The 20583-nt window shown below is 66.6% G+C and carries 20 protein-coding genes; 8 read left to right on the top strand and 12 right to left on the bottom strand.

The annotated features are described in order from the left end of the window. Positions 1 to 182: 182 nt before the first annotated feature. The 4 genes from PKB_RS24040 (at position 183) to PKB_RS24025 (ending at position 4566) form a co-directional block, all read left to right on the top strand. Complete coding sequence (locus tag PKB_RS24040; RefSeq protein WP_043255162.1) at positions 183 to 2099, top strand: sigma-54-dependent Fis family transcriptional regulator; 1917 nt, start codon at positions 183 to 185, stop codon at positions 2097 to 2099. A 206-nt stretch (positions 2100 to 2305) separates the two neighbouring features. Further along, positions 2306 to 3658 (top strand): UDP-N-acetylmuramate:L-alanyl-gamma-D-glutamyl-meso-diaminopimelate ligase, encoded by a 1353-nt coding sequence (gene mpl / locus PKB_RS24035; protein ID WP_043255160.1) that lies wholly within the window; start codon positions 2306 to 2308, stop codon positions 3656 to 3658. A 1-nt stretch (position 3659) separates the two neighbouring features. Continuing rightward, positions 3660 to 4289: a flavin prenyltransferase UbiX gene (gene ubiX / locus PKB_RS24030; protein ID WP_043255159.1), complete on the top strand. Its 630-nt coding sequence runs from the start codon at positions 3660 to 3662 to the stop codon at positions 4287 to 4289. After that, complete coding sequence (locus tag PKB_RS24025) at positions 4279 to 4566, top strand: YceK/YidQ family lipoprotein (RefSeq protein WP_371364685.1); 288 nt, start codon at positions 4279 to 4281, stop codon at positions 4564 to 4566. The genes ubiX and PKB_RS24025 overlap by 11 nt, the downstream gene beginning before the upstream one ends. A gap of 56 nt (positions 4567 to 4622) precedes the next feature. Here the strand turns inward: PKB_RS24025 and PKB_RS24020 are convergent, their stop codons facing one another. The 3 genes from PKB_RS24020 to PKB_RS24010 form a co-directional block, all read right to left on the bottom strand. After that, entirely contained in the window at positions 4623 to 5264 is a 642-nt protein-coding gene (locus PKB_RS24020; protein ID WP_043255156.1) for an oxidoreductase, read from the bottom strand. A gap of 42 nt (positions 5265 to 5306) precedes the next feature. After that, positions 5307 to 6956: a C13 family peptidase gene (locus PKB_RS24015; protein WP_043255155.1), complete on the bottom strand. Its 1650-nt coding sequence runs from the start codon at positions 6954 to 6956 to the stop codon at positions 5307 to 5309. Between the two features lie 81 nt (positions 6957 to 7037). Next, positions 7038 to 7493 (bottom strand): MaoC family dehydratase, encoded by a 456-nt coding sequence (locus PKB_RS24010; protein ID WP_043255153.1) that lies wholly within the window; start codon positions 7491 to 7493, stop codon positions 7038 to 7040. Between the two features lie 154 nt (positions 7494 to 7647). Here PKB_RS24010 and PKB_RS24005 point away from each other — a divergent pair, with 154 nt between their 5' ends. Genes PKB_RS24005 through PKB_RS23995 form a run of 3 tightly spaced genes read left to right on the top strand, consistent with a single transcriptional unit; the run spans position 7648 to position 9329 of the window. Beyond that, positions 7648 to 8016: a CidA/LrgA family protein gene (locus PKB_RS24005; RefSeq protein ID WP_043255151.1), complete on the top strand. Its 369-nt coding sequence runs from the start codon at positions 7648 to 7650 to the stop codon at positions 8014 to 8016. Then, the gene (locus PKB_RS24000; protein WP_043255149.1) at positions 8009 to 8722 is read left to right on the top strand and encodes an LrgB family protein; all 714 of its coding nucleotides are present in this window, start codon (positions 8009 to 8011) and stop codon (positions 8720 to 8722) included. Before PKB_RS24005 ends, PKB_RS24000 begins: the two co-directional genes overlap by 8 nt. Positions 8723 to 8738: 16 nt before the next feature. Continuing rightward, on the top strand, positions 8739 to 9329 hold the full coding sequence (locus tag PKB_RS23995; RefSeq protein ID WP_043255147.1) for an LON peptidase substrate-binding domain-containing protein: 591 nt from the start codon (positions 8739 to 8741) through the stop codon (positions 9327 to 9329). A gap of 41 nt (positions 9330 to 9370) precedes the next feature. Here the strand turns inward: PKB_RS23995 and PKB_RS23990 are convergent, their stop codons facing one another. From PKB_RS23990 to PKB_RS23960, 7 genes are all read right to left on the bottom strand, one after another. Further along, the gene (locus tag PKB_RS23990; RefSeq protein WP_043255146.1) at positions 9371 to 10855 is read right to left on the bottom strand and encodes a bifunctional 2-methylcitrate dehydratase/aconitate hydratase; all 1485 of its coding nucleotides are present in this window, start codon (positions 10853 to 10855) and stop codon (positions 9371 to 9373) included. 69 nt (positions 10856 to 10924) lie between these two features. Continuing rightward, complete coding sequence (locus PKB_RS23985; RefSeq protein WP_043248478.1) at positions 10925 to 11875, bottom strand: IS110 family transposase; 951 nt, start codon at positions 11873 to 11875, stop codon at positions 10925 to 10927. A 278-nt stretch (positions 11876 to 12153) separates the two neighbouring features. Beyond that, a complete protein-coding gene (gene prpF, locus PKB_RS23980) occupies positions 12154 to 13341 on the bottom strand; it encodes a 2-methylaconitate cis-trans isomerase PrpF (RefSeq protein ID WP_043255144.1) in 1188 nt (395 codons plus the stop codon). Positions 13342 to 13401: 60 nt separating this feature from the next. Then, complete coding sequence (gene acnD / locus PKB_RS23975; RefSeq protein WP_043255143.1) at positions 13402 to 16011, bottom strand: Fe/S-dependent 2-methylisocitrate dehydratase AcnD; 2610 nt, start codon at positions 16009 to 16011, stop codon at positions 13402 to 13404. 1 nt (position 16012) lies between these two features. Continuing rightward, positions 16013 to 17173: a bifunctional 2-methylcitrate synthase/citrate synthase gene (gene prpC, locus PKB_RS23970; protein WP_043255141.1), complete on the bottom strand. Its 1161-nt coding sequence runs from the start codon at positions 17171 to 17173 to the stop codon at positions 16013 to 16015. Between the two features lie 113 nt (positions 17174 to 17286). After that, a complete protein-coding gene (prpB, locus tag PKB_RS23965; RefSeq protein WP_043255138.1) occupies positions 17287 to 18174 on the bottom strand; it encodes a methylisocitrate lyase in 888 nt (295 codons plus the stop codon). After that, positions 18171 to 18890 (bottom strand): GntR family transcriptional regulator, encoded by a 720-nt coding sequence (locus PKB_RS23960; RefSeq protein ID WP_043255137.1) that lies wholly within the window; start codon positions 18888 to 18890, stop codon positions 18171 to 18173. Before PKB_RS23960 ends, prpB begins: the two co-directional genes overlap by 4 nt. A gap of 195 nt (positions 18891 to 19085) precedes the next feature. On the opposite strand from PKB_RS23960, the gene PKB_RS23955 reads away from it, so the two are divergent. Next, positions 19086 to 19697 carry a class I SAM-dependent methyltransferase gene (locus tag PKB_RS23955; RefSeq protein WP_043255135.1) on the top strand — a complete coding sequence of 204 codons (612 nt, stop codon included), beginning with the start codon at positions 19086 to 19088 and terminating at the stop codon, positions 19695 to 19697. Between the two features lie 7 nt (positions 19698 to 19704). Here PKB_RS23955 and PKB_RS23950 read toward each other — a convergent pair whose 3' ends face one another. Both PKB_RS23950 and PKB_RS23945 read right to left on the bottom strand, forming a co-directional pair. After that, on the bottom strand, positions 19705 to 19944 hold the full coding sequence (locus PKB_RS23950; RefSeq protein ID WP_043255133.1) for a hypothetical protein: 240 nt from the start codon (positions 19942 to 19944) through the stop codon (positions 19705 to 19707). Positions 19945 to 20102: 158 nt separating this feature from the next. Next, on the bottom strand, positions 20103 to 20555 hold the full coding sequence (locus PKB_RS23945) for a hypothetical protein (protein WP_043255131.1): 453 nt from the start codon (positions 20553 to 20555) through the stop codon (positions 20103 to 20105). Between the last annotated feature and the right edge of the window lie 28 nt (positions 20556 to 20583).

Genomic DNA, 20583 nt, shown 5'->3' with positions numbered 1-20583 from the left:
GAACCTGCCTGGTAGGCGCTGTGGCAGCTCCGGGACAGTCGCGGGTGACAGTTTGTCCCGTTTTCGGTACAGCCCATGACCTGCGGGTCACACGGCCATTGCATTGCTCCGCGCGCTGGACGATGCTGCGGAAACGGTCGCCCCGGGACTGCCTGCCGTCCCTTCCGTGGAGAACCAGAACAATGAGTGCGAACGCCATGAGTCGCCACGCCCGCCAGGTCATGACAGTGGCCAGCGGCAAGCTGCAGCAGAGCGGACCCGGAGCCGATCCGTCGATCGCCCGTTCCTGGTTGCGTTGCCTGGAGCAATACCACCTCGATCCGTCGCGGATGCTGCCGCCGACGGTGCTCGAACATACGCGCATGCTCGAACGGCGCGAGGGCCTGCAGCAGGTGCTGGAGATCGCCAACGGCGAGATGGCCAGCCTGCACCAGCAGCTCGCCGGCTCCGGCCACGCGGTGCTGCTCACCGATTCGCGCGGGGTGATCCTCAACCGCGTCTGCGCCGACGCCGACCGCGATGCCTTCGAGCACGCCGGGCTGTGGCTCGGCGCCGACTGGAGCGAGGCCAGCGAGGGCACCAATGGCATCGGCACCTGCCTGGTCGAGCGCCAGGCGCTGACCATCTTCCGCGACGAGCACTTCCGCAGCCTGCACACCGGGCTGACCTGCTCGGCAAGCCCGGTGTTCGACCCGCAAGGCGAGCTGCTGGCAGTGCTCGACGTGTCCTCGGCGCGCCCCGATCTGTCGCGGCAGAGCCAGTTCCACACCATGGCCCTGGCCAACCTCTCGGCGAAGATGATCGAGAGCTGCTACTTCCGGCGCCGCTTCGAAGGGCAATGGCTGCTGCGTTTCCACCTGCAGGCGGATTACGTCGGCCTGTTCAGCGAAGGGCTGCTGGCCTTCGACGGCGGCGGGCGCATCCTCGCCGTGAACCAGAGTGCGCTCAACCTGCTCGATCACCCGCGCGACGCGCTGCTCGGGCGTTCGGTGGAAGACTGCTTCGACCTGCACCTGGACGACCTGCTCGGCCGCGCCAGCGCGCAACCGTCCGCCAGCTGGCCGCTGCGCAGCCACGCCGGGCGGCTGTTCCATGCCTTGTTGCGCGGCGAACCGCGTCCGCTTCGCGTGGCCTTGCCGCGAGAGTCGAAGGTGCCGGCAGCGCCGGGGCTGTGCCTCGGCGACGAGCGCCTGGCTGCCGATTTCCGCCGCGCGCTGAAGGTCTACGCGCATGACGTGCCGCTTTTGCTGCACGGCGAAACCGGGTCGGGCAAGGAGGCTTTCGCCAAGGCCGTGCACCTGTCCGGCGAGCGTGCCGGCAAGGCCTTCGTCGCGCTGAACTGCGCGGCCATTCCGGAGAGCCTGATCGAGAGCGAGCTGTTCGGTTATCGCGGCGGCAGCTTCACCGGTGCACGCAAGGAAGGCATGCGCGGCAAGCTGCTGCAAGCCGACGGCGGCACGCTGTTCCTCGACGAGATCGGCGACATGCCGCTGACCCTGCAGACCCGCCTGCTGCGCGTGCTCGAAGAACGCCAGGTGGTGCCGCTGGGCGATGCCGTGGGGCAGCCGGTCGACCTGCGCCTGATCAGCGCCACGCACCGCGACCTGGAGGCGCTGGTGGCCGCCGGCAGCTTCCGCGAAGACCTCTACTACCGCCTCAACGGCCTGGTGCTGCAATTGCCGGCGCTGCGTGAGCGCGAGGACAAGGCGCAGTTGCTGGCGCAGCTGCTGACCGAGGAATCCAAGGGCCGGCACGTCCTGCTCGACGAAGACGTGCGCCAGGCACTGCTCGACTATCCCTGGCCGGGCAACGTACGCCAGCTGCGCAATGTGCTGCGTACTTTGGTCGCGCTCAGTGAAGGCGGGCGGGTGCGCCTGGCCGATCTGCCTGTGGATATCCGGCGGGGTCCGCCGGCGCAGGTGGTGGCACGTACGGAACCGGTCGCCGACAGCCTGCAGGATGCCGAGCGCGCGGCCCTGATCGCAGTGCTGGAAGCGCAGCGCTGGCACATGAGCCGCACCGCGCAGCAGCTGGGCATCAGCCGCAATACCCTCTACCGCAAGTTGCACCGTCACGGCCTGAGCCGGTCGGCGCCTTAATCGGCGGTTCGCGAGCAAGCTCGCTCCTACATGTTGTGGCACCACGCTGCTCCTCGTAGGAGCGAGCTTGCTCGCGAACATCGCCCCCACGGAACCCCCGCCAAACGGCGTCGTCTGATGCTCCCGGCCGCGCCGCGAGAGGGTGGCGCTGTGCTAATCTGCCGGCCATTCGAAGCGCCTCACCAGGCTTGATTGCAGGAGTCTGCATGCATATCCACATCCTCGGCATCTGCGGCACCTTCATGGGTTCGCTGGCCGTGCTGGCCAAGGAGCTGGGCCACCGCGTCACCGGCTCCGACGCCAATGTCTACCCGCCCATGAGCACCCAGCTGCAAGCCCAGGGCATCGAACTCATGCAGGGCTACGAGCCCGCGCATATGGAGCCGGCACCGGACCTGGTGGTGATCGGCAACGCCCTGTCGCGCGGCAACCCCGCGGTCGAGTACGTGCTGAACAAGGGCCTGCCCTACGTCTCCGGTCCGCAGTGGCTGGCCGACCACGTGCTGCAGGGCCGCTGGGTTCTGGCCGCTGCCGGCACCCACGGCAAGACCACCACCAGCAGCATGCTGGCCTGGGTGCTGGAGCATGCCGGCATGAGCCCGGGCTTCCTGATCGGCGGCGTGCCGCAGAACTTCGGTGTTTCCGCGCGCCTGGGCGGTACGCCGTTCTTCGTGGTCGAGGCCGACGAGTACGACAGCGCCTTCTTCGACAAGCGCTCCAAGTTCGTCCACTACCGCCCGCGCACCGCGATCCTGAACAACCTGGAATTCGACCACGCGGACATCTTCCCCGACCTAGCGGCCATCGAGCGGCAGTTCCACCACCTGGTGCGGACCATTCCCGGCGAAGGCCTGGTCATCCATCCCGAAAGCGAGACCGCGCTCAAGCGCGTGATCGGCATGGGTTGCTGGACTCCGGTGCAGACCACAGGTACCGGCGGCCAATGGCAGGCGCGCCTGCTCAGCGAGGACGGCTCGCGCTTCGAGGTGCTGTTCGACGGCGCCGCGCAGGGCGTGGTCGAGTGGGAATTGGCCGGCCAGCACAACGTCGCCAACGCCCTGGCCTGCTTGGCCGCGGCGCGTCACGTCGGCGTGGTGCCGGAGCTCGGCATCGCCGCGCTGGCTGCCTTCAAGAGCGTCAAGCGGCGCATGGAGAAGGTCGCCGAAGTGAAGGGCGTGACCCTCTACGACGACTTCGCGCACCACCCGACCGCCATTGCCACCACGCTCGACGGCCTGCGCAAGCGCGTCGGCGACGCCCCGGTGATCGCGGTGATCGAACCGCGCTCCAATTCCATGAAGCTTGGCGCGCACCGCGACGGCCTGCCGGACAGCGTCACCCAGGCCGACCACGTCTTCTGGTACGCGCCGCCGAACCTGGGCTGGGACCTCGCCGCCACCGTCGCCAGCTCGACCGTGCCGACCCAGGTGTGCGACTCGCTGGAGTCGATCATCGAAGGCGTGAAGGCCATCGCCACGCCGGGAACCCAGGTGGTGATCATGAGCAACGGCGGTTTCGGCGGCTTGCACGGCAAGCTGGCCAAGGCCCTGGAGGACTGAGATGGCGGGAGCCGAACGCGTCACCCTGGCGATGACCGGCGCTTCCGGCGCGCAGTACGGTTTGCGCCTGCTCGACTGCCTGGTGCAGGAGGACCGCGAGGTACACTTCCTGATTTCCAAGGCCGCGCAGCTGGTGGTGGCCACGGAAACCGACGTGACCCTGCCGAGCAAGCCGCAGGCTATGCAGGCTTTCCTCAGCGAATACACGGGCGCAGCGCCGGGGCAGATCCGCGTCTACGGCAAGGAAGACTGGATGGCCCCGGTGGCCTCCGGCTCCGGCGCGCCGAGTGCGATGGTGGTGGTGCCTTGCTCCACCGGCACGCTCTCGGCGATCGCCACGGGCGCATGCAACAACCTGATCGAGCGCGCCGCCGACGTTGCCCTCAAGGAGCGCCGGCAGCTGATCCTGGTGCCGCGCGAGGCGCCGTTCTCCAGCATCCACCTGGAGAACATGCTCAAGCTGTCCAACCTGGGGGCGGTCATCCTGCCGGCTGCACCGGGCTTCTACCATCAGCCGCAGACCATCGACGACCTGGTCGACTTCGTGGTCGCGCGCATCCTCAACCAACTGGGCATTCCCCAGGACATGCTGCCGCGCTGGGGCGAACACCATCTTGTCAGTGACGAATAAATTCCTCGCCGCCCTGCTGTTGCTGCAACTGGGTGGCTGCGCCACGGTGAAGACCCTCGATGCGAACAAGCCCGGCGCCCCGCTGATCTACGCGGGCACGCGCCTGGACTGGTATTCGCTCAACGGCGGTTGCTGCCCTGAGGACCACTTCGGGACCCAGGCACCGACCTACCCGGGCGTCGACCTGCCGGGCAGTGCGTTGCTGGATACGCTGCTGCTGCCGTTCTCGATCGCCGCTGAACTGGGCATCGGTTTGCAGGTGTGGGGCGGGAACTGAATCGTCGCTTGGGCGGATAACCGTTCGCGGTTATCCGCCGCCATGCGCAGGGGAGGTTATTTGCCGAGCCGGCGCAGTTCGTCCGACTCGACGAAGCGCACGCCCTTGCCGGTTTCCAGCGCCAGGCGCCAGAGCGCGCGGGCCAGGGCGCAGGCGTAGATGCCGTGCAGCTTGCCCGGCAGGATACGTGCGAAGGGCGCGGCCAGCAGTTCTGCCAGGCGCACTTCCTCGCGTTGGCCGAGCAGCAGGGACGGGCGGGCGATGGTCAGCTGCGGCCAGCCCTGCTTCTGCAGCGCTTCCTCCAGCTCACCCTTGACGCGGTTGTAGAACAGCGACGACTTGCTGTCGGCGCCCAATGCGCTGACCACCACGTAGTGCCGTGCGCCCAGTTCGAGCGCGCGCTTGCCCAGGGCCAGCGGCAGGTCGTAGTCGACCGCGCGGAAGGCCGCTTCCGAACCCGCTTCCTTGATCGTCGTGCCCAGGCAGCAGAACACCGTGTCGATCGGTCCCTGCAGTTGCGGGATGAGTTCGGCCAGCGGGCCGATGGGGTTTTCCAGGCGCGGGTGGGCGGCGAGTTGTCGACGCGCAGGCGCCAGCACGCGCTTGACCGTGCGCTCGCTGAGCATGCGGTCGAGCAGGTGTTCGCCGGTAAGGCCCGTGGCGCCGGCAAGTAGGATATGCGTCGGTGTTGAATACATCCGTTTATCTCCGCTGACACACTGACAAGCATAGTTGCCAGGCTAAGGTTTTTCCCGCTGGTCGGGCGTGTTCGCGCTCAACGCCTGGCCTGCCTGCGCCGCGCGCAGGCTCTTCCAGTGCGCCAGCACGCCTGGCGGTGCCCAGATCTGTGGCTCCGATGCTTCGAAGGATTGCTCCTTCTCCCGCCGCGCCACTTCCGCACTGGCCAATTGGAAGGCCTGTTGCAGGTCGTCGGTCACATGCAGGGCATCGGCGAACAAGGCCTGGCCGAAATAGGTGAAGTCCGCCTCCTCGGAACAGCCGAAGGACACCCGGTCGCTTCGAGCTGCCGTAATGATAAGAGTCCTCTCGTCCTTCAAGGGTTCGATGAATCCGCCGCTGTAGCAGGCGGAGATGACCAGGATCTTGTCGCGCTGCTTGAGTGGCGCGAGCAGTTCGGCCATGGCGTCGGCGGGCAGGTTGTCGATGCGTATCCCCGGCATGTCGAGGACCAGTTGGTGGTCGTGGCTGCCGTGGCTGGTCAGGTAGACGAACACCAGGTCTTCCGGGCCGCTGCGCTGGGCCAGGGCGCGGACCACGCGGGCGATGCTCTCGCGGGTGGCCATGGGGCGGTCGGCGGCGTGGCCGCGGTTGTTCACCAGGGTGATCACGCCGCGTGCGGCGAAGCGCTCGCCGAGCATTCTGGCGACGTAATCGGCCTCGCGCAGGAACACGCTCTGCTTGCCGTCGCCGCCGATGCTCAGGACGTAGAGCTCGGGACGCGGGGTCGATTGCGGCACTGCGGCGACGGCCTGGTCGAGCAACCGTCCCTGTTCCAGCAGACCCAGTTCCAGTGGGTTGGGGACCAGTTGGCCGTGCTCGTCGCGACGGCGCAGGCCGTTGCTCCAGATGCCGGAGAGGACCTTGCCGTCGGTGCCGCGCAGGGTGCCAAGGCCAGCGTACTTGCCGTCGGCGAATTCGCCCCGGTAGACCTGGCCGTCGGTCTGCATCAGCTCGCCGCTGCCGGAGAAGCGCCAGTCGACGAAGCCGCCCTTGTAGCGCGTGCCATCGTTGCCCTGGTACTGCCCCCGGCCGTTCAGCGCACCCTGGCGGAATTCGCCACTCCAGACATCGCCGTCCGCATTCTTGAAGTGTCCCTGCCCCTCGAACTGGGTGTCGCGGAAACCGCCGCTGTAGCGGTCGCCATCGCGGTCGGTGAATAGGCCTTCGCCTTGTAGCTGGCCATTGAGGAATTCGCCGCTGTACTCGTTGCCCTGGCCGTCGTCGAGCAGCCCCTGGCCGTTGGCCATGCCCTTGGCGAAGTGGCCCTGGTGGACGCTGCCGTCGGGCAATTCGAGCAGGCCTTCACCTTCGTACAGGCCACGGCGGAACTGGCCGCGGTAATGGGTCATGCCCTGGCTCAGCAAGCCCTCGCCGTCGTAGAGCCCGGCGCGGAATTCGCCGTTGTAGACACTGCCGTCGGCGCCGTGCCATTCGCCCTTGCCGGCGAATACGCCCTTGTCGAAGTGGCCCTGGTACCAGGCGCCATTGGGGTAGTCGAGGCGGCCTTCGCCTTGCAGCCGGCCGTCCACCAGGCCGCCCTTGTAGTGCGATCCGTCGGGCAGCGTGACGCTTTCCGAAGGCACGCTGTCGCCTTGGCCGCAAGCGGTCAGCAACAGGAGCAGGGCGAGTGACGGGAGGGCGGCACGCATCGGCGAATCTTCGGTTGGAATACTTTCAGTGTGACGCAAAAAAGCCCGCGGGCGCGGGCTTTTTTCGGAACCGGTTGGCGATCAGACGAAGGCCAGGCTCAGCACTTCGGCGATGTAACCCGGTTTGGGCAGGCCTTCGATCTCCAGGGTGCAGCGTGCCTTGATTAGCCACTGGCCGGGGTTCTTCTCGGTGACGTCTACGATGGTTGCCGACAAGCGCACGCGTGAGTCGACTGGCACGGGCTGGATGAAGCGCACGCTGTCGAGGCCGTAGTTGACCACCATCTTGGCGTTCTCCGGCAGGACCAGCAGGCCCTCGAAGAGCTTGGGAATCAGCGACAGGGACAGGAAGCCGTGGGCGATGGTGCCGCCGAACGGGGTCTTCTTCGCCTTTTCCGGATCGACGTGGATGAACTGGTGATCCTCGGTGCACTCAGCGAATTGATTGATGCGGTTCTGGTCGACGGTGAGCCAGTCGGAATGGCCCAGGTCCTTGCCTACATAGTCCTTTAGCGAGCTGACGGGAACGAACGGCATAAATCTCCTCCATGGAAGACGTGTTGTTGTAGTTGCTCTGCGATCCAGCATGGCACAGGTGCGAGGCGACTGTGCACCTATCCTTCAAGCGAATGCCGTGCCATAGCCAGGCCGTACTTCGGCATAATGTGCCGCTCTCGAATTGGAGGCTCCCATGCTGCTCCGTGGCCTGACCTGGCTGGTGCTGTTCCAACTGTTCGGAACCGGCCTGAATGTTCTCATCCTGCCGATGATCCCCGGCCCCATCATTGGGCTGGTCCTGCTGTTGGCGTTCCTTCTGGTGCGCGGCGAGGTGGGCGAGCCGATCAGCGTTGCGGCGACCTCGCTGCTGCGCTACCTGCCGCTGCTGCTGGTACCGCCGGCGGTGGGGGTGATGGTCTACAGCCGTCAGCTGCTGGCCGATTTCTGGCCATTGGCCGGGGCCCTGATGCTGTCGCTGCTGGGCTCATTCCTGTTCGCCGGCTGGCTGATGCAGAAGCTGATCGACCGCCAGCGCGGCCGCAAGGAGGCCGGCGATGCTTGATTGGCATGGCGCCTGGCAGGCGGTGACCCACCATCCGCTGTTCTGCATCGGCATCACCCTGGCCGCCTACCAGCTGGCGCTCGCTGCCTACGAGCGCACGCGCTGGGTGTTCCTGCAGCCGGTGCTGGTGTCGATGGCGATGGTGATCGGCGTGCTGCTGCTCACCGGCATCGACTACCCGGCCTACATGAGTGGCGTCAGCGTGCTCACCGTTCTGCTCGGTCCGGCGACCGTGGCGTTGGCGGTGCCGTTGTTCCTCAACCTGCGCCGCATCCGCCAGCTGTTCTGGCCGACGCTGATCACCCTGCTGGTCGGCGGTCCCGTCGCGACGGCGGCGGGCGTTGGCCTGGCCTGGCTGTTCGGCGTGCGCGGCGAGCTGCTGATGAGCCTGGCGCCGAAGTCGGTGACCTCGCCCATCGCCATGCTGGTGGCGCATCAGATCGGCGGGGTAGCGGCGCTGGCCGCGGTCTTCGTGCTGATCACCGGGGTGATCGGCGCCATGCTCGGCCCGGAATTGCTGCGCCGCATAGGCGTGCATCATCCGGCGGCGCAGGGTATGGCGCTGGGCATGACTGCCCACGCGGTGGGTACTTCCCGCGCCCTGCAGGAGGGCGAGGAATGCGGTGCCTTCGCCGCCCTGGCGATGAGCCTGATGGGCGTCGCCACTGCTGTGCTGCTACCGTTGGCGGTAGCGCTGATTGCCTGACTTGGGAAGTTCGTCGATGAAGTTGCCGCTGTTTCCCCTCAACACCGTGCTGTTCCCCGGTTGCCGCCTCGACCTGCAGATCTTCGAGGCGCGCTACCTGGACATGATCGGCCGCTGCATGAAGCAGGGCGTCGGTTTCGGCGTGGTGTCCATCGTTTCCGGGCACGAAGTCGGCGAGGCGCCGAAGTCAGTCAGCCAGATCGGCTGCGAGGCGCAGATCCGCGACTGGCAGCAGTTGCCCAACGGCCTGCTGGGCATTCGTGTCGAGGGTGGCCGGCGCTTCCGCGTCGAGCGTTCGGAAGTGCAGGACGACCTGCTGCTCGAAGCCGATGTGACCTGGCTGGAGGAGATGCCCGACCAGCCGCTGACCGAGGAGCACGACGACCTGGCCGCGCTGCTCGGTGCGCTGTCGCTGCACCCGATGGTCGCCACCCTGGAAATGGGGGGCGAGGTGAATGGACAGCAGGAACTCGCCTGCCAGCTCGCCTACCTGCTGCCCTTCGAGCGCGAACAGAAGCAGGTATTGCTGGAGATGGACGACCCGAGCGTGCGCCTGGCGCGCATCCAGGTGCTGCTGGAGCAGCTGCAGGGCGAAATGCTGGCGTAACGGACGTAGGGCGAACCGTTCCCGGTTTTACGCCGCCAGCCTCAGACCACGAACAACTCCATGAACCTGTCCACCGGCGTCGCCTCCAGCTGCGCCGGGTCGCTGCACAGCGCCAGAATCTGCGCGCAGCGCTGCGCGGCGAAGCGCGTGCCCAGGGCGTGGCGGAACTTCGCCTCGAGCAGCGGCATGCCTTCGGCCCTCCGCCGCCGGTGGCCCATCGGGTACTCCACTTCGATCATCGGCGTGCTGCTGCCATCGCTGAAGAACACCTCGATGGCATTGGCGATGCTGCGTTTGTCCGGCTCCAGGTATTCGCGGGTGTAGCGCGGCTCCTCGACCACCTCCATCTTCTCGCGCAGGCGATCGATCGAAGGATGCGCCGCGTGGAAGGCGTCTTCGTAGTTCTCGGCTTCCAGGCGGCCATAGATCAGCGCCACCGCGACCATGTACTGCATGCAGTGGTCGCGGTCGGCGGCGTTGGCCAGCGGGCCTTCCTTGGAAATGATGCGGATCGCCGACTCCTGCGTGCGGATGGCGATGCGGGTGATCTGGCTGATGCGGTTGCGCACCAGCGGGTGCAACTGCACGGCGGCCTCCACGGCGGTCTGCGCGTGGAATTCAGCGGGGTAGCTGAGCTTGAACAGCACGTTCTCCATCACGTAGCTGCCAAAGGGTTGCGGCAGGCGGAACTGGCGCTGGTCGGCGGGCTTGAGCGCGAGGTCCTTGTTGGTGTGGCTGAACAGCACGTCGTAGAACCCCCATTGCGGAGCGGTCAGCACACCGGGGACGCCCATCTCGCCGCGCAGGGCGATATCCGCCAGGCGCAGGCCGCGGCTGCTGGCGTCGCCGGCGGCCCAGGACTTGCGCGAGCCGGCGTTCGGCGCCTGGCGGTAGGCGCGCAGGGCCTGGCCGTCGACGCAGGCGTGGGACAGCGCCGAAAGCAGTTGTTCGCGGTTGGCGCCGAGCAGGCGCGCGCTGACGGCGGTGGAGGCCAGCTTGACCAGGAGCACGTGGTCCAGGCCTACGCGGTTGAAGGCGTTCTCCAGGGCGAACACGCCCTGGATTTCGTGGGCCATGACCATCGCCTCGAGCACCGTGCGCAGGGTCGGCGGCGCCTCGCCTCGGGCTACGCGGCGCTGCGCCAGGTGGTCGGTGATCGCCAGGATTGCGCCGAGGTTGTCCGAGGGGTGTGCCCATTCGGCGGCTAGCCAGGTGTCGTTGTAGTCCAGCCAGCGCACCAGCGTGCCTATGTCCCAGGCGGCCTTGACCGGGTCGAGGCTGAAGCGGGTACCGGGCACGCGCGAGCCGTGCGGCACGACAGTGCCTTCGACCTGCGGGCCGAGCAGCTTGGTGCATTCGGGAAAGCGCAGGGCGAGCAGGGCGCAGGCCAGGCTGTCGAGCAGGCAAAGGCGGGCGGTGGCCAGGGCCTCGGCGGAGTCTACGCGGTAGGTCAGGACGTAGTCGGCGACCTGCTGCAGGACGGTGTCGTAGTCGGGGCGGGTGTTCGGATCGGCGTTGGCGCTCATGGCGAGGCTCCTGCGCGGTGATCCGGGAGAGTCTAGACGGTGGAGGACCGAGGTCCCCTGTAGGAGATTCTATGTCAATGACGGCTCCTGCTTTGGAGGCTGGTAGCTGGTCTGGGATTGCATCAGGGCAAAGGCAATTCGGGCCAATTTGCGGGCGAGGATAGTCAGGGCCTCGATCTTCTTCAGGCCGCGCGCCAGGTAGCTTTGGTAAAGGGCCTGCCAGCGCTGCGTGCGCGCTGCCGCCATGGCCGCGTTGTGGAGCAGCCGACGGATTTCAGGGTCCCCTTGCTTGGTCAGCTTTCGTCGGCCGCTATAGCGGCCGGACTCCTTGAGCCGCACATCCAATCCGATAAAGGCGATGAAGGCATCGCTATTGCGAAAACGTCCCCGCAGAAATGCCAGGTTCAGGGCCGCTGCCGTCAGCGGTCCGATCCCTTCGATGGCCTGGCAGCGCTTGCTTTGCTCCATTAGGCCAGCCTCTCGCAGCGCCTGTTGAATCTCTTTCTCCAGGCGTGACTCCAGTGTGGCCATTTGCTTGAGAACAGGCTTTAGCGCCTTGGCCAAGGAGCGATCCTGGGAAAAGCTCTGGCGCAACGAGATGGCGCTACGGACCAGTGCAGCACGCCGATGCAGCAGTGTCTGCAGGCGGCAGTAGGCCTTGCTCGGCGGCTGCCAAGGCTCCAGTTGCGCTTGTTCGTGGGTCAGGTAACGGGCCAGCAGCAGGGCATCGCTGCGATCATCCTTGTTTCGCCCACCAATCCCCTTGCGGTAGTTGCTCAGGCGAAAGCCATTGATGACGTAGATCCGATGTCCCCGCGCATGCGCCAGGGTCGCAACATCCATGTGATAGGTGCTGGTCGCTTCGATCGCGATGGCGCAGCAGGGAGGGAGGGTTTTCAGCCAGGCCTTGATAGTGCGGACGTCATTGGCCAGTTCGAATACCTCGCCCGAGCGTGTATCGCAGAGGCTCAGCGACTCCTTGGCGACATCGATACCGATAACCGGAACTTGGCTTGTCATGGGGTTCTCCGACAGTGAAGATGGTCCAACCTGTCGGGAGCTCACATTGGCGCAGGCTTGCCGGTATTGTCGGTTTGAGCGGCTACTCAATCCGATGGATTCCTTATCGGCGCTTGTCGTGAGCGGGTGGGTGGGGGAAGTCTCCTACCGTCTGGCTTGCAGAAGCGGATCTTGTCCCTCCACACCCCGACAGGTTCCTACCCTAACGCCATACAAGCGGGCCATGCCCGCGAATCGCGCGCATGGCGCGCTCCTACAGTCGAACCTCGGTGCGAGGATCAGAACGAATCCCCCGGCACCCGCACCCAGCCTTCCATGAGGATGCGCGAGCTGCGGCTCATGATGGCCTTGGTCACGGTCCACTCGCCGTCCACCTGCCTGGCTTCGGCGCCAACGCGCAGGGTTCCCGACGGATGGCCGAAGCGCACTGCGGTGCGCTCACCGCCACCGGCGGCGATGTTGACCAGGGTGCCCGGCACGGCCGCGGCAGTGCCGATGGCGACGGCGGCGGTGCCCATCATGGCGTGGTGCAGCTTGCCCATGGACAGCGCGCGGACCAGCAGGTCGACGTCGCCGGCCTTCACTTCCTTGCCGCTGGAGGTGAGGTAGTCCTTGGGCGGGGAGACGAAGGCGATCTTCGGCGTGTGCTGGCGGGTGGCCGCTTCTTCCGGGGTCTTGATCAGGCCCATGCGCAGCGCGCCGGCCACGCGGATCTTCTCGAAGCGCGCCAGTTGCTCGGGGTCGCCGTTGATGGCTTCGCGCAGCTCGGTGCCCTTGTAGCCGATGTCCTCGGCATTGACGAAGACGGTGGGGATGCCGGCGCTGATCATGGTTGCCTTGAAGGTGCCGACGCCGGGCACTTCCAGGTCGTCGACCAGGTTGCCGGTGGGGAACATCGAGCCGCCTTCCTCGCCGTCGTCGGACGGATCGAGGAACTCCAGCACGATCTCGGCGGCCGGGAAGGTCACGCCGTCCAGCTCGAAGTCGCCGGTTTCCTGGACCTGGCCGTTGGTCACCGGGACGTGGGCGATGATGGTCTTCTGGATGTTGGCCTGCCAGATACGCACCACGCAGGTGCCGTTGTCCGGAATGCGCGAAGGATCGACCAGGCCGGCGTGGATGGCGAAGGAACCGGCGGCGGTGGAGAGGTTGCCGCAGTTGCCGCTCCAGTCGACGAAGGCCTTGTCGATGGAAATCTGCCCGTAGAGGTAGTCGACGTCGTGCTCCGGCTGGCTGCTCTTGGACAGGATCACGCACTTGCTGGTGCTGGAGGTGGCGCCGCCCATGCCGTCGATGTGCGCCGAGTACGGGTCGGGGCTGCCGATCACGCGCATGAACAGCTTGTCGCGCGCCGCGCCCGGCACCTGGCAGCGCTCGGGCAGGTCCTGCAGGCGGAAGAACACGCCCTTGCTGGTGCCGCCGCGGATGTAGGTGGCGGGGATTTTCACTTGGGGTACGTGGGGCATGGATCAGGTCCTGTTGGCTCTTACGCAAAGAAGCCGGGCCCTAAGGCCCGGCGTTTGACATCAAGCTACCGCGCCTTGCAGGAAGTCCTTGGCGAAGCGCTGCAGCACGCCGCCGGCCTTGTACACGCTGACATCGGCAGCGGTGTCCAGGCGGCAGGTCACCGGGACCTTGACCACTTCACCGTTGCGGCGATTGACCACCAGGGTCAGGTCGCAGCGGGGCGAGACTTCGCCCTCGATGTCGTAGGTCTCGGTGCCGTCCAGGCCCAGGGTCAGGCGGGTGGTGCCCGGCTTGAACTCCACCGGCAGCACGCCCATGCCGACCAGGTTGGTGCGGTGGATGCGCTCGAAGCCTTCGGCCACGATCACCTCGACGCCTGCCAGGCGCACGCCCTTGGCCGCCCAGTCGCGGGACGAGCCCTGGCCGTAGTCGGCGCCGGCGACGATGATCAGGTTCTGCTTGCGGTTCATGTAGGTTTCGATGGCTTCCCACATGCGCATGACCTTGCCTTCCGGCTCCACGCGGGCCAGCGAACCTTTCTTCACCTGACCATCGACCACGACCATCTCGTTGACCAGCTGCGGGTTGGCGAAGGTGGCGCGTTGCGCGGTCAGGTGGTCGCCGCGGTGGGTCGCGTAGGAGTTGAAGTCCTCTTCCGGCAAGCCCATTTTGTGCAGGTATTCACCGGCGGCCGAGTCCATCAGGATCGCGTTGGACGGCGACAGGTGGTCGGTGGTGATGTTGTCCGGGAGGATCGCCAGCGGACGCATGCCCTTGAGGGTGCGTTCACCGGCCAGCGCGCCTTCCCAGTACGGCGGACGGCGGATGTAGGTGGACATCGGGCGCCAGTCGTACAGCGGGCTCTCCGCTTCCTTCACGCTGCCCAGGTCGAACATCGGGATGTAGATCTGGCGGAACTGCTCCGGCTTCACACTCGCAGCGACGATGGCGTCGATCTCTTCGTCGGACGGCCACAGGTCCTTCAGGGTGATCGGGTTGCCGTTCTTGTCGGTGCCCAGCACGTCCTGCTCGATGTCGAAGCGCACGGTACCGGCGATAGCGTAGGCGACCACCAGCGGCGGCGAGGCCAGGAAGGCCTGCTTGGCGTACGGGTGGATGCGGCCATCGAAGTTGCGGTTGCCCGAGAGCACGGCGGTGGCGTACAGGTCGCGGTCGATGATTTCCTGCTGGATCTTCGGTTCCAGCGCGCCGGACATGCCGTTACAGGTGGTGCACGCATAGGCGACGATGCCGAAGCCGAGCTTCTCCAGCTCCGGCAGCAGGCCGGACTCTTCCAGGTACAGCTTGGCGACCTTGGAACCCGGCGCGAAGGAGGTCTTCACCCAGGGCTTGCGCACCAGGCCCAGCGCGTTGGCCTTCTTCGCCAGCAGGCCGGCGGCGACCACGTTGCGCGGGTTGGAGGTGTTGGTGCAGCTGGTGATGGCGGCGATGATCACCGCGCCGTCCGGCATCAGGCCTTCGGCTTCCTCGACCTTGCCGGCTTGCAGCTTGGCTTCGTCGGCGATGCCGCGCTCGGCCAGCGCCGAGGTCGGCAGGCGACGGTGCGGGTTGGACGGACCGGCCATGTTGCGCACCACGCTGCCCAGGTCGAAGCTCAGCACGCGCTCGTACTCGGCGGTCTTCAGCGCGTCGCCCCACAGGCCCAGGGTCTTGGCGTAGTTCTCCACCAGCGCCACCTGCTCCGGCTCGCGGCCGGTGAGCTTGAGGTAGTCGATGGTCTGGCCGTCGATGTAGAACATCGCGGCGGTCGCGCCGTATTCCGGGCACATGTTGGAGATGGTCGCGCGGTCGCCGATGGACAGGCTGTCGGCACCCTCGCCGAAGAACTCGACGTAGGCACCCACGACGCGCTCCTTGCGCAGGAACTCGGTCAGCGCCAGGACGATGTCGGTGGCGGTGATGCCGGGCTGGCGCTTGCCGGTCAGCTCGACGCCGACGATGTCGGGCAGGCGCATCATCGACGGATGGCCGAGCATCACGGTTTCCGCTTCCAGGCCGCCGACGCCGATGGCGATCACGCCCAGGGCGTCCACGTGCGGGGTGTGCGAGTCGGTGCCGACGCAGGTGTCGGGGAAGGCCACGCCGCCGCGCGCCTGGATCACCGGGCTCATTTTCTCCAGGTTGATCTGGTGCATGATGCCGTTGCCGGCCGGGATCACGTCGACGTTCTTGAACGCGGTCTTGGTCCACTCGATGAAGTGGAAGCGATCCTCGTTGCGGCGGTCTTCGATGGCGCGGTTCTTCTCGAAGGCTTCCGGGTCGAAACCGGCGGCTTCGACGGCCAGCGAGTGGTCGACGATCAGCTGGGTCGGCACCACCGGGTTGACCTTGGACGGGTCGCCGCCCTGGTCGGCGATGGCGTCACGCAGGCCGGCGAGGTCGACCAGCGCGGTCTGGCCGAGGATGTCGTGGCAGACCACGCGCGCCGGGTACCAGGGGAAGTCGAGGTCGCGCTTGCGCTGGATCAGCTGCTCCAGCGAGGCATTCAGGCTTTCCGGCTCGCAGCGGCGCACCAGCTGTTCGGCCAGCACGCGCGAGGTGTAGGGCAGTTTGGCCCAGGCGCCGGCCTGGAGCGCTTCGACCGCCTCGCGGGCGTCGAAGTAGTCCAGCGCGGTGCCCGGCAGGCGTTTGCGGAATTGAGTGTTCATCTTATTTACGGTCCTTGAGCGGAACGAACTTCAGGTCTTCGGGACCGACGTAGTTGGCGCTCGGGCGGATGATCTTGCCGTCGATGCGCTGCTCGATGACGTGGGCCGACCAGCCGGCGGTGCGGGCGATCACGAACAGCGGGGTGAACATGGCGGTGGGCACGCCCATCATGTGGTAGCTGACCGCGCTGAACCAATCGAGGTTGGGGAACATCTTCTTGATTTCCCACATCACGCTTTCCAGGCGCTCGGCGATGTCGAACATCTTGCTGTTGCCCTGCTCGACGGAGAGCTCACGGGCGACTTCCTTGATCACCTTGTTGCGCGGGTCGGACACGGTGTAGACCGGGTGGCCGAAGCCGATCACCACTTCCTTGCGCTCGACGCGGGCACGGATGTCGGCTTCCGCTTCGTCCGGGTTGTCGTAGCGCTTCTGGATCTCGAAGGCGACTTCGTTGGCGCCGCCGTGTTTCGGGCCGCGCAGGGCACCGATGGCGCCGGCGATGCAGGAGAACATGTCGGAGCCGGTGCCGGCGATCACGCGGGAGGTGAAGGTCGAGGCGTTGAATTCGTGCTCGGCGTACAGGTTCAGCGAGGTGTGCATGGCGCGCACCCAGGACTCGCGCGGCTTCTCGCCGTGCAGCAGGTGCAGGAAGTGGCCGCCGATGGAGTCGTCGTCGGTCTCGACGTCGATGCGCTTGCCGTTGTGGCTGTAGTGGTACCAGTAGAGCAGGGCCGAACCGAGGGAGGCCATCAGCTTGTCGGCGATGTCGCGGGCGCCCGGATGGTTATGGTCTTCCTTCTCCGGCGCCAGGCAGCCGAGCACGGAAACCGCGGTGCGCATCACGTCCATCGGGTGTGCCGAGGGCGGCAGTTGCTCGAGGGCGGCCTTGACGCCGGCCGGCAGGCCGCGCAGGGCTTTCAGCTTGGCCTTGTAGCCGGCCAGTTCGGCGACGTTCGGCAGCTTGCCGTGGACCAGCAGGTGGGCGATCTCTTCGAATTCGCAGCGGTTGGCGAAGTCCAGGACGTCATAGCCGCGGTAGTGCAGGTCGTTGCCGGTGCGGCCGACGGTGCACAGCGCGGTGTTGCCGGCGGCGGTGCCACTCAGGGCCACGGACTTCTTCGGCTTGAAGCCGGTGGTGGTTTCTGCGGTAGCGCTCATCGCTCTCTCCTCATCGAATCCGGTTGTTTGTTCTTGTCAGCGGGCTCGCGGCCCGGTGTATCTGTTCGATTGCAGCAGGCGGACGAAGCGCATCGCTCCATCCGCCCTCAGGCTTACTTCTTGTTCGCGGCGAACAGCGCGTCGAGCTTCTGCTCGAAGGCGTGGTAGCCGATGCGGTCGTACAGCTCCGCGCGGGTCTGCATGATGTCGATCACGTCTTTCTGGTGGCCGTTCTGGCGGATCGAGGTGTAGACCGCCTCGGCTGCCTTGTTGGCGGCGCGGAAGGCCGACAGCGGGTACAGCTGGATGGCCACGCCGACCGAGGCCAGCTCGTCGCGGGTGAACAGCGGGGTGGCGCCGAACTCGGTGATGTTGGCCAGGATCGGCACGTTCAACGCGTCGACGAAGCGCTTGTAGGTCGGCAGGTCGTAGGCGGCCTCGGCGAAGATGGCGTCGGCGCCGGCTTCGACGTAGCGCTGGCAGCGCTCGATGGCGGCGTCCACGCCTTCGGCCTGGATGGCGTCGGTGCGGGCGATGAGGAAGAAGTTCGGGTCGGTCTTGGCGTCGGCGGCGGCCTTCACGCGGTCGGCCATCTCCTCGGTGGAGACGATTTCCTTGCCCGGACGGTGGCCGCAGCGCTTGGCGCCGACCTGGTCTTCGATGTGCGCGGCGGCGGCGCCGGCCTTGATCAGGTTCTTGACGGTGCGCTCGATGTTGAAGGCGCTCGGACCGAAGCCGGTGTCGATGTCGACCAGCAGCGGCAGGTCGCAGACGTCGGTGATGCGGCGCACGTCGGTGAGCACGTCGTCCAGGGTGTTGATGCCCAGGTCCGGCAGCCCCAGGGAGCCCGCCGCCACGCCGCCACCGGAGAGGTAGATGGCCTTGAAGCCGGCGCGCTTGGCGAGCAGGGCATGGTTGGCGTTGATCGCGCCGATCACCTGCAGCGGCTTCTCTTCAGCGATGGCAGTGCGGAAACGCTGGCCAGGGGAAAGCAGACTCATGACTCACCTCGTTTGTTGGCTGTCTTCTGAGCGTCCAGGTAGTGACGCTCGATGTTGCGCTTGGAAGCGCCGATGTGACGGCGCATCAGCAGTTCGGCCAGTTCGCCGTCACGGTCGGCGATGGCATCGAGAATCCGGTGGTGTTCGGCGAAGGCCTGGCGCGGGCGGTTGGGCGTCGCCGAGAACTGCAGGCGATACATGCGCACCAGTTGGTAGAGCTCGCCGCAGAGCATGCGGGTGAGGGTGCTGTTGCCGCTGCCCTGGATGATCCGGTAGTGGAAGTCGTAGTCGCCTTCCTGCAGGTAGTAGCCGCGCCCGGCCTGGAAAGCCTCGTCGCGTTCGTGGGTGTCGAGCACCCGGCGCAGCTCGTCGATCTCGGCCTGGCTCATGCGCTCGGCGGCGAGACGGCAGGCCATGCCTTCGAGGGACTCGCGGATTTCGTAGAGCTCGATCAGCTCGGCATGGCTCAGCGACACCACCCGCGCGCCGACGTGCGGCACGCGCACCAGCAGCTTCTGGCCTTCCAGGCGGTGGATCGCCTCGCGCAGCGGGCCACGGCTGATGCCGTAGGTGCGCGCCAGCTCCGGCTCGGAAATCTTGCTGCCGGGGGCGATCTCGCCCTTGACGATGGCCGACTGGATCTTGCGGAACACGTGTTCCGACAGGGTCTCGCTGTCGCCTTCGAGGTCGCTGGGCAGGGTTTGGGTTTCGCTCATGGTGTCGACAATCCGCATCAAGTGCGGCGAAAACTATCCCTTGCTGTGCATGGGGTCAAGGGGATTGTCGACAATCGTCTAACAGTCCGTCGGGTTATGCGCAAAGGTTCCTGGCCGGCCGGCGAATGGCCGAAACACCCCGCGCCGGCCCGGCGGGACTGGGCTAGGCTGCTCGAAACCGCCGGAGGGACCGCCATGGGACTGTATGACCGCTACGTGCTGCCGCACCTGATCGACTGTGTCTGCGGCATGGGCGACGTGATGAAGCAACGCTCGCTGCTGGTGCCGCGCGCCCACGGCCGGGTGCTGGAGATCGGCATCGGCAGCGGGTTGAACCTGGGTTTCTACGACCCGGACAAAGTGTCGACAATCGTCGGCGTCGACCCCTCGGCGCAGATGCAGAGCCTGGCGCGCAAGCGGGTCGAACAGATTCGAATTCCGGTGGAGATGGTCGCGCTGGAGCTGGGGCAGATCCAGGCGGATGCGGCGAGCTTCGATTGCATCGTCTGCACCTTCACCCTCTGCACCATCCCCGACGTGGCCGCGGCGCTGCTGGAAATGCGCCGGGTGCTCAAGCCGGGCGGCGAGTTCCTCTTCTGCGAACACGGCAAGGCGCCGGACGCCGGCGTGCGTGCCTGGCAGGACCGCCTGACGCCGATCTGGAAGCCGCTGGCCGGCGGCTGCCACCTGAACCGCGACATTCCGGCGCTGATCGGCGCCGGCGGCTTCCAGGTGCGCGAGATGACCCACGACTACCTGCCCGGCCCCAAGCCGATGACCTACGTCTATCGCGGCATGGCCGCCTGAGAACGGGTCAGGCTGGCAGCGGCCCCAGGGCCATTACCCGCAGGATGTGCACGCTGCGGATGAACAGGTCAGCCACCGGGCCGCGACGACCGCGCCGGCAGTCATCCAGGCGCACCAGTAGTGGGGCGCAGCCAGCGATCAGGTCGAGGTAGTCGCGCAATTGCATGCGTCCGCGCAGGCGCTGCGGGCGATGCTCGTTGTCGAGGGTTTCGAGTTCCACCCAGAGGGTGTCTTGTTCCTGTTGCATGTGGGATCTCGCACGGCGTGAGTGCCGATGTCTGCGTAGGAACCGGCTGAAGGACGCGCCGGATTTCCATCCGACTGACGCCGAAGCGCCCGGTTCCCCGGGCGCTGCGCAAAATCCGTCCTGTTCAGCTTCGATTCAGCTAGCGAGACCCGAGGGACTCAGAGGTCGACGTCGGCGCGCACCAGCACGCAGTGGCAGCCGTCTTCCTCGTCGCTCCAGTCGTGCAGGAAGTACATCTCGACCTTGTCCGGGGTCGGCATCACGGCGACGAAATCGCCGATCTCCGGCAGAAAGAACGCCTTGGAGCCGGGCTCCGCCTCGCACTCGATCAGCGCATTGAAGAACGCCGACGGATCGCTCTCGCCGAAGAACTCCTCGCGCTCGGCGGCATCCCATTCGACCGGTGCCTCGAAGGGGCCGAGGAACAGCACCTTGGCGTCGCCCAGGTCGAGTTCCTCGCCTTCCGGGTCGTTGTCGTCGGCGCGGTAGAAGCAGCTGTCGAGCGCCTTGGCGTCGGCCAGCACGGCCTGGCGCGCAGCGAGGCGGCGCTGCGGATCGACGCCGGCATCGGCGCAGAGCTGGTTCCAGAAGGCTTCGGATTTGGCGGACATGATGGCTCCAGCGGTGCGGCAGTTACGG

It is taken from the genome of Pseudomonas knackmussii B13 (assembly GCF_000689415.1).
Lineage (GTDB): Bacteria > Pseudomonadota > Gammaproteobacteria > Pseudomonadales > Pseudomonadaceae > Pseudomonas > Pseudomonas knackmussii.
This window is presented reverse-complemented; position numbering and strand designations above follow the sequence as displayed.

What these genes read in the sequence shown, in the direction of transcription:
- ubiX (WP_043255159.1), top strand. Translation starts at nt 3,660, where the DNA reads ATGGCGGGAGCCGAACGCGTCACCCTGGCGATGACCGGCGCTTCCGGC.
- mpl (WP_043255160.1), top strand. Translation starts at nt 2,306, where the DNA reads ATGCATATCCACATCCTCGGCATCTGCGGCACCTTCATGGGTTCGCTG.
- PKB_RS23960 (WP_043255137.1), bottom strand. Translation starts at nt 18,890, where the DNA reads ATGAGCGAAACCCAAACCCTGCCCAGCGACCTCGAAGGCGACAGCGAG.
- prpC (WP_043255141.1), bottom strand. Translation starts at nt 17,173, where the DNA reads ATGAGCGCTACCGCAGAAACCACCACCGGCTTCAAGCCGAAGAAGTCC.
- PKB_RS23945 (WP_043255131.1), bottom strand. Translation starts at nt 20,555, where the DNA reads ATGTCCGCCAAATCCGAAGCCTTCTGGAACCAGCTCTGCGCCGATGCC.
- PKB_RS24015 (WP_043255155.1), bottom strand. Translation starts at nt 6,956, where the DNA reads ATGCGTGCCGCCCTCCCGTCACTCGCCCTGCTCCTGTTGCTGACCGCT.
- acnD (WP_043255143.1), bottom strand. Translation starts at nt 16,011, where the DNA reads ATGAACACTCAATTCCGCAAACGCCTGCCGGGCACCGCGCTGGACTAC.
- PKB_RS23985 (WP_043248478.1), bottom strand. Translation starts at nt 11,875, where the DNA reads ATGACAAGCCAAGTTCCGGTTATCGGTATCGATGTCGCCAAGGAGTCG.
- PKB_RS24010 (WP_043255153.1), bottom strand. Translation starts at nt 7,493, where the DNA reads ATGCCGTTCGTTCCCGTCAGCTCGCTAAAGGACTATGTAGGCAAGGAC.
- PKB_RS23995 (WP_043255147.1), top strand. Translation starts at nt 8,739, where the DNA reads ATGAAGTTGCCGCTGTTTCCCCTCAACACCGTGCTGTTCCCCGGTTGC.
- prpF (WP_043255144.1), bottom strand. Translation starts at nt 13,341, where the DNA reads ATGCCCCACGTACCCCAAGTGAAAATCCCCGCCACCTACATCCGCGGC.
- PKB_RS24005 (WP_043255151.1), top strand. Translation starts at nt 7,648, where the DNA reads ATGCTGCTCCGTGGCCTGACCTGGCTGGTGCTGTTCCAACTGTTCGGA.
- PKB_RS24040 (WP_043255162.1), top strand. Translation starts at nt 183, where the DNA reads ATGAGTGCGAACGCCATGAGTCGCCACGCCCGCCAGGTCATGACAGTG.
- PKB_RS23955 (WP_043255135.1), top strand. Translation starts at nt 19,086, where the DNA reads ATGGGACTGTATGACCGCTACGTGCTGCCGCACCTGATCGACTGTGTC.
- PKB_RS24020 (WP_043255156.1), bottom strand. Translation starts at nt 5,264, where the DNA reads ATGTATTCAACACCGACGCATATCCTACTTGCCGGCGCCACGGGCCTT.
- PKB_RS24000 (WP_043255149.1), top strand. Translation starts at nt 8,009, where the DNA reads ATGCTTGATTGGCATGGCGCCTGGCAGGCGGTGACCCACCATCCGCTG.
- PKB_RS23990 (WP_043255146.1), bottom strand. Translation starts at nt 10,855, where the DNA reads ATGAGCGCCAACGCCGATCCGAACACCCGCCCCGACTACGACACCGTC.
- PKB_RS23950 (WP_043255133.1), bottom strand. Translation starts at nt 19,944, where the DNA reads ATGCAACAGGAACAAGACACCCTCTGGGTGGAACTCGAAACCCTCGAC.
- prpB (WP_043255138.1), bottom strand. Translation starts at nt 18,174, where the DNA reads ATGAGTCTGCTTTCCCCTGGCCAGCGTTTCCGCACTGCCATCGCTGAA.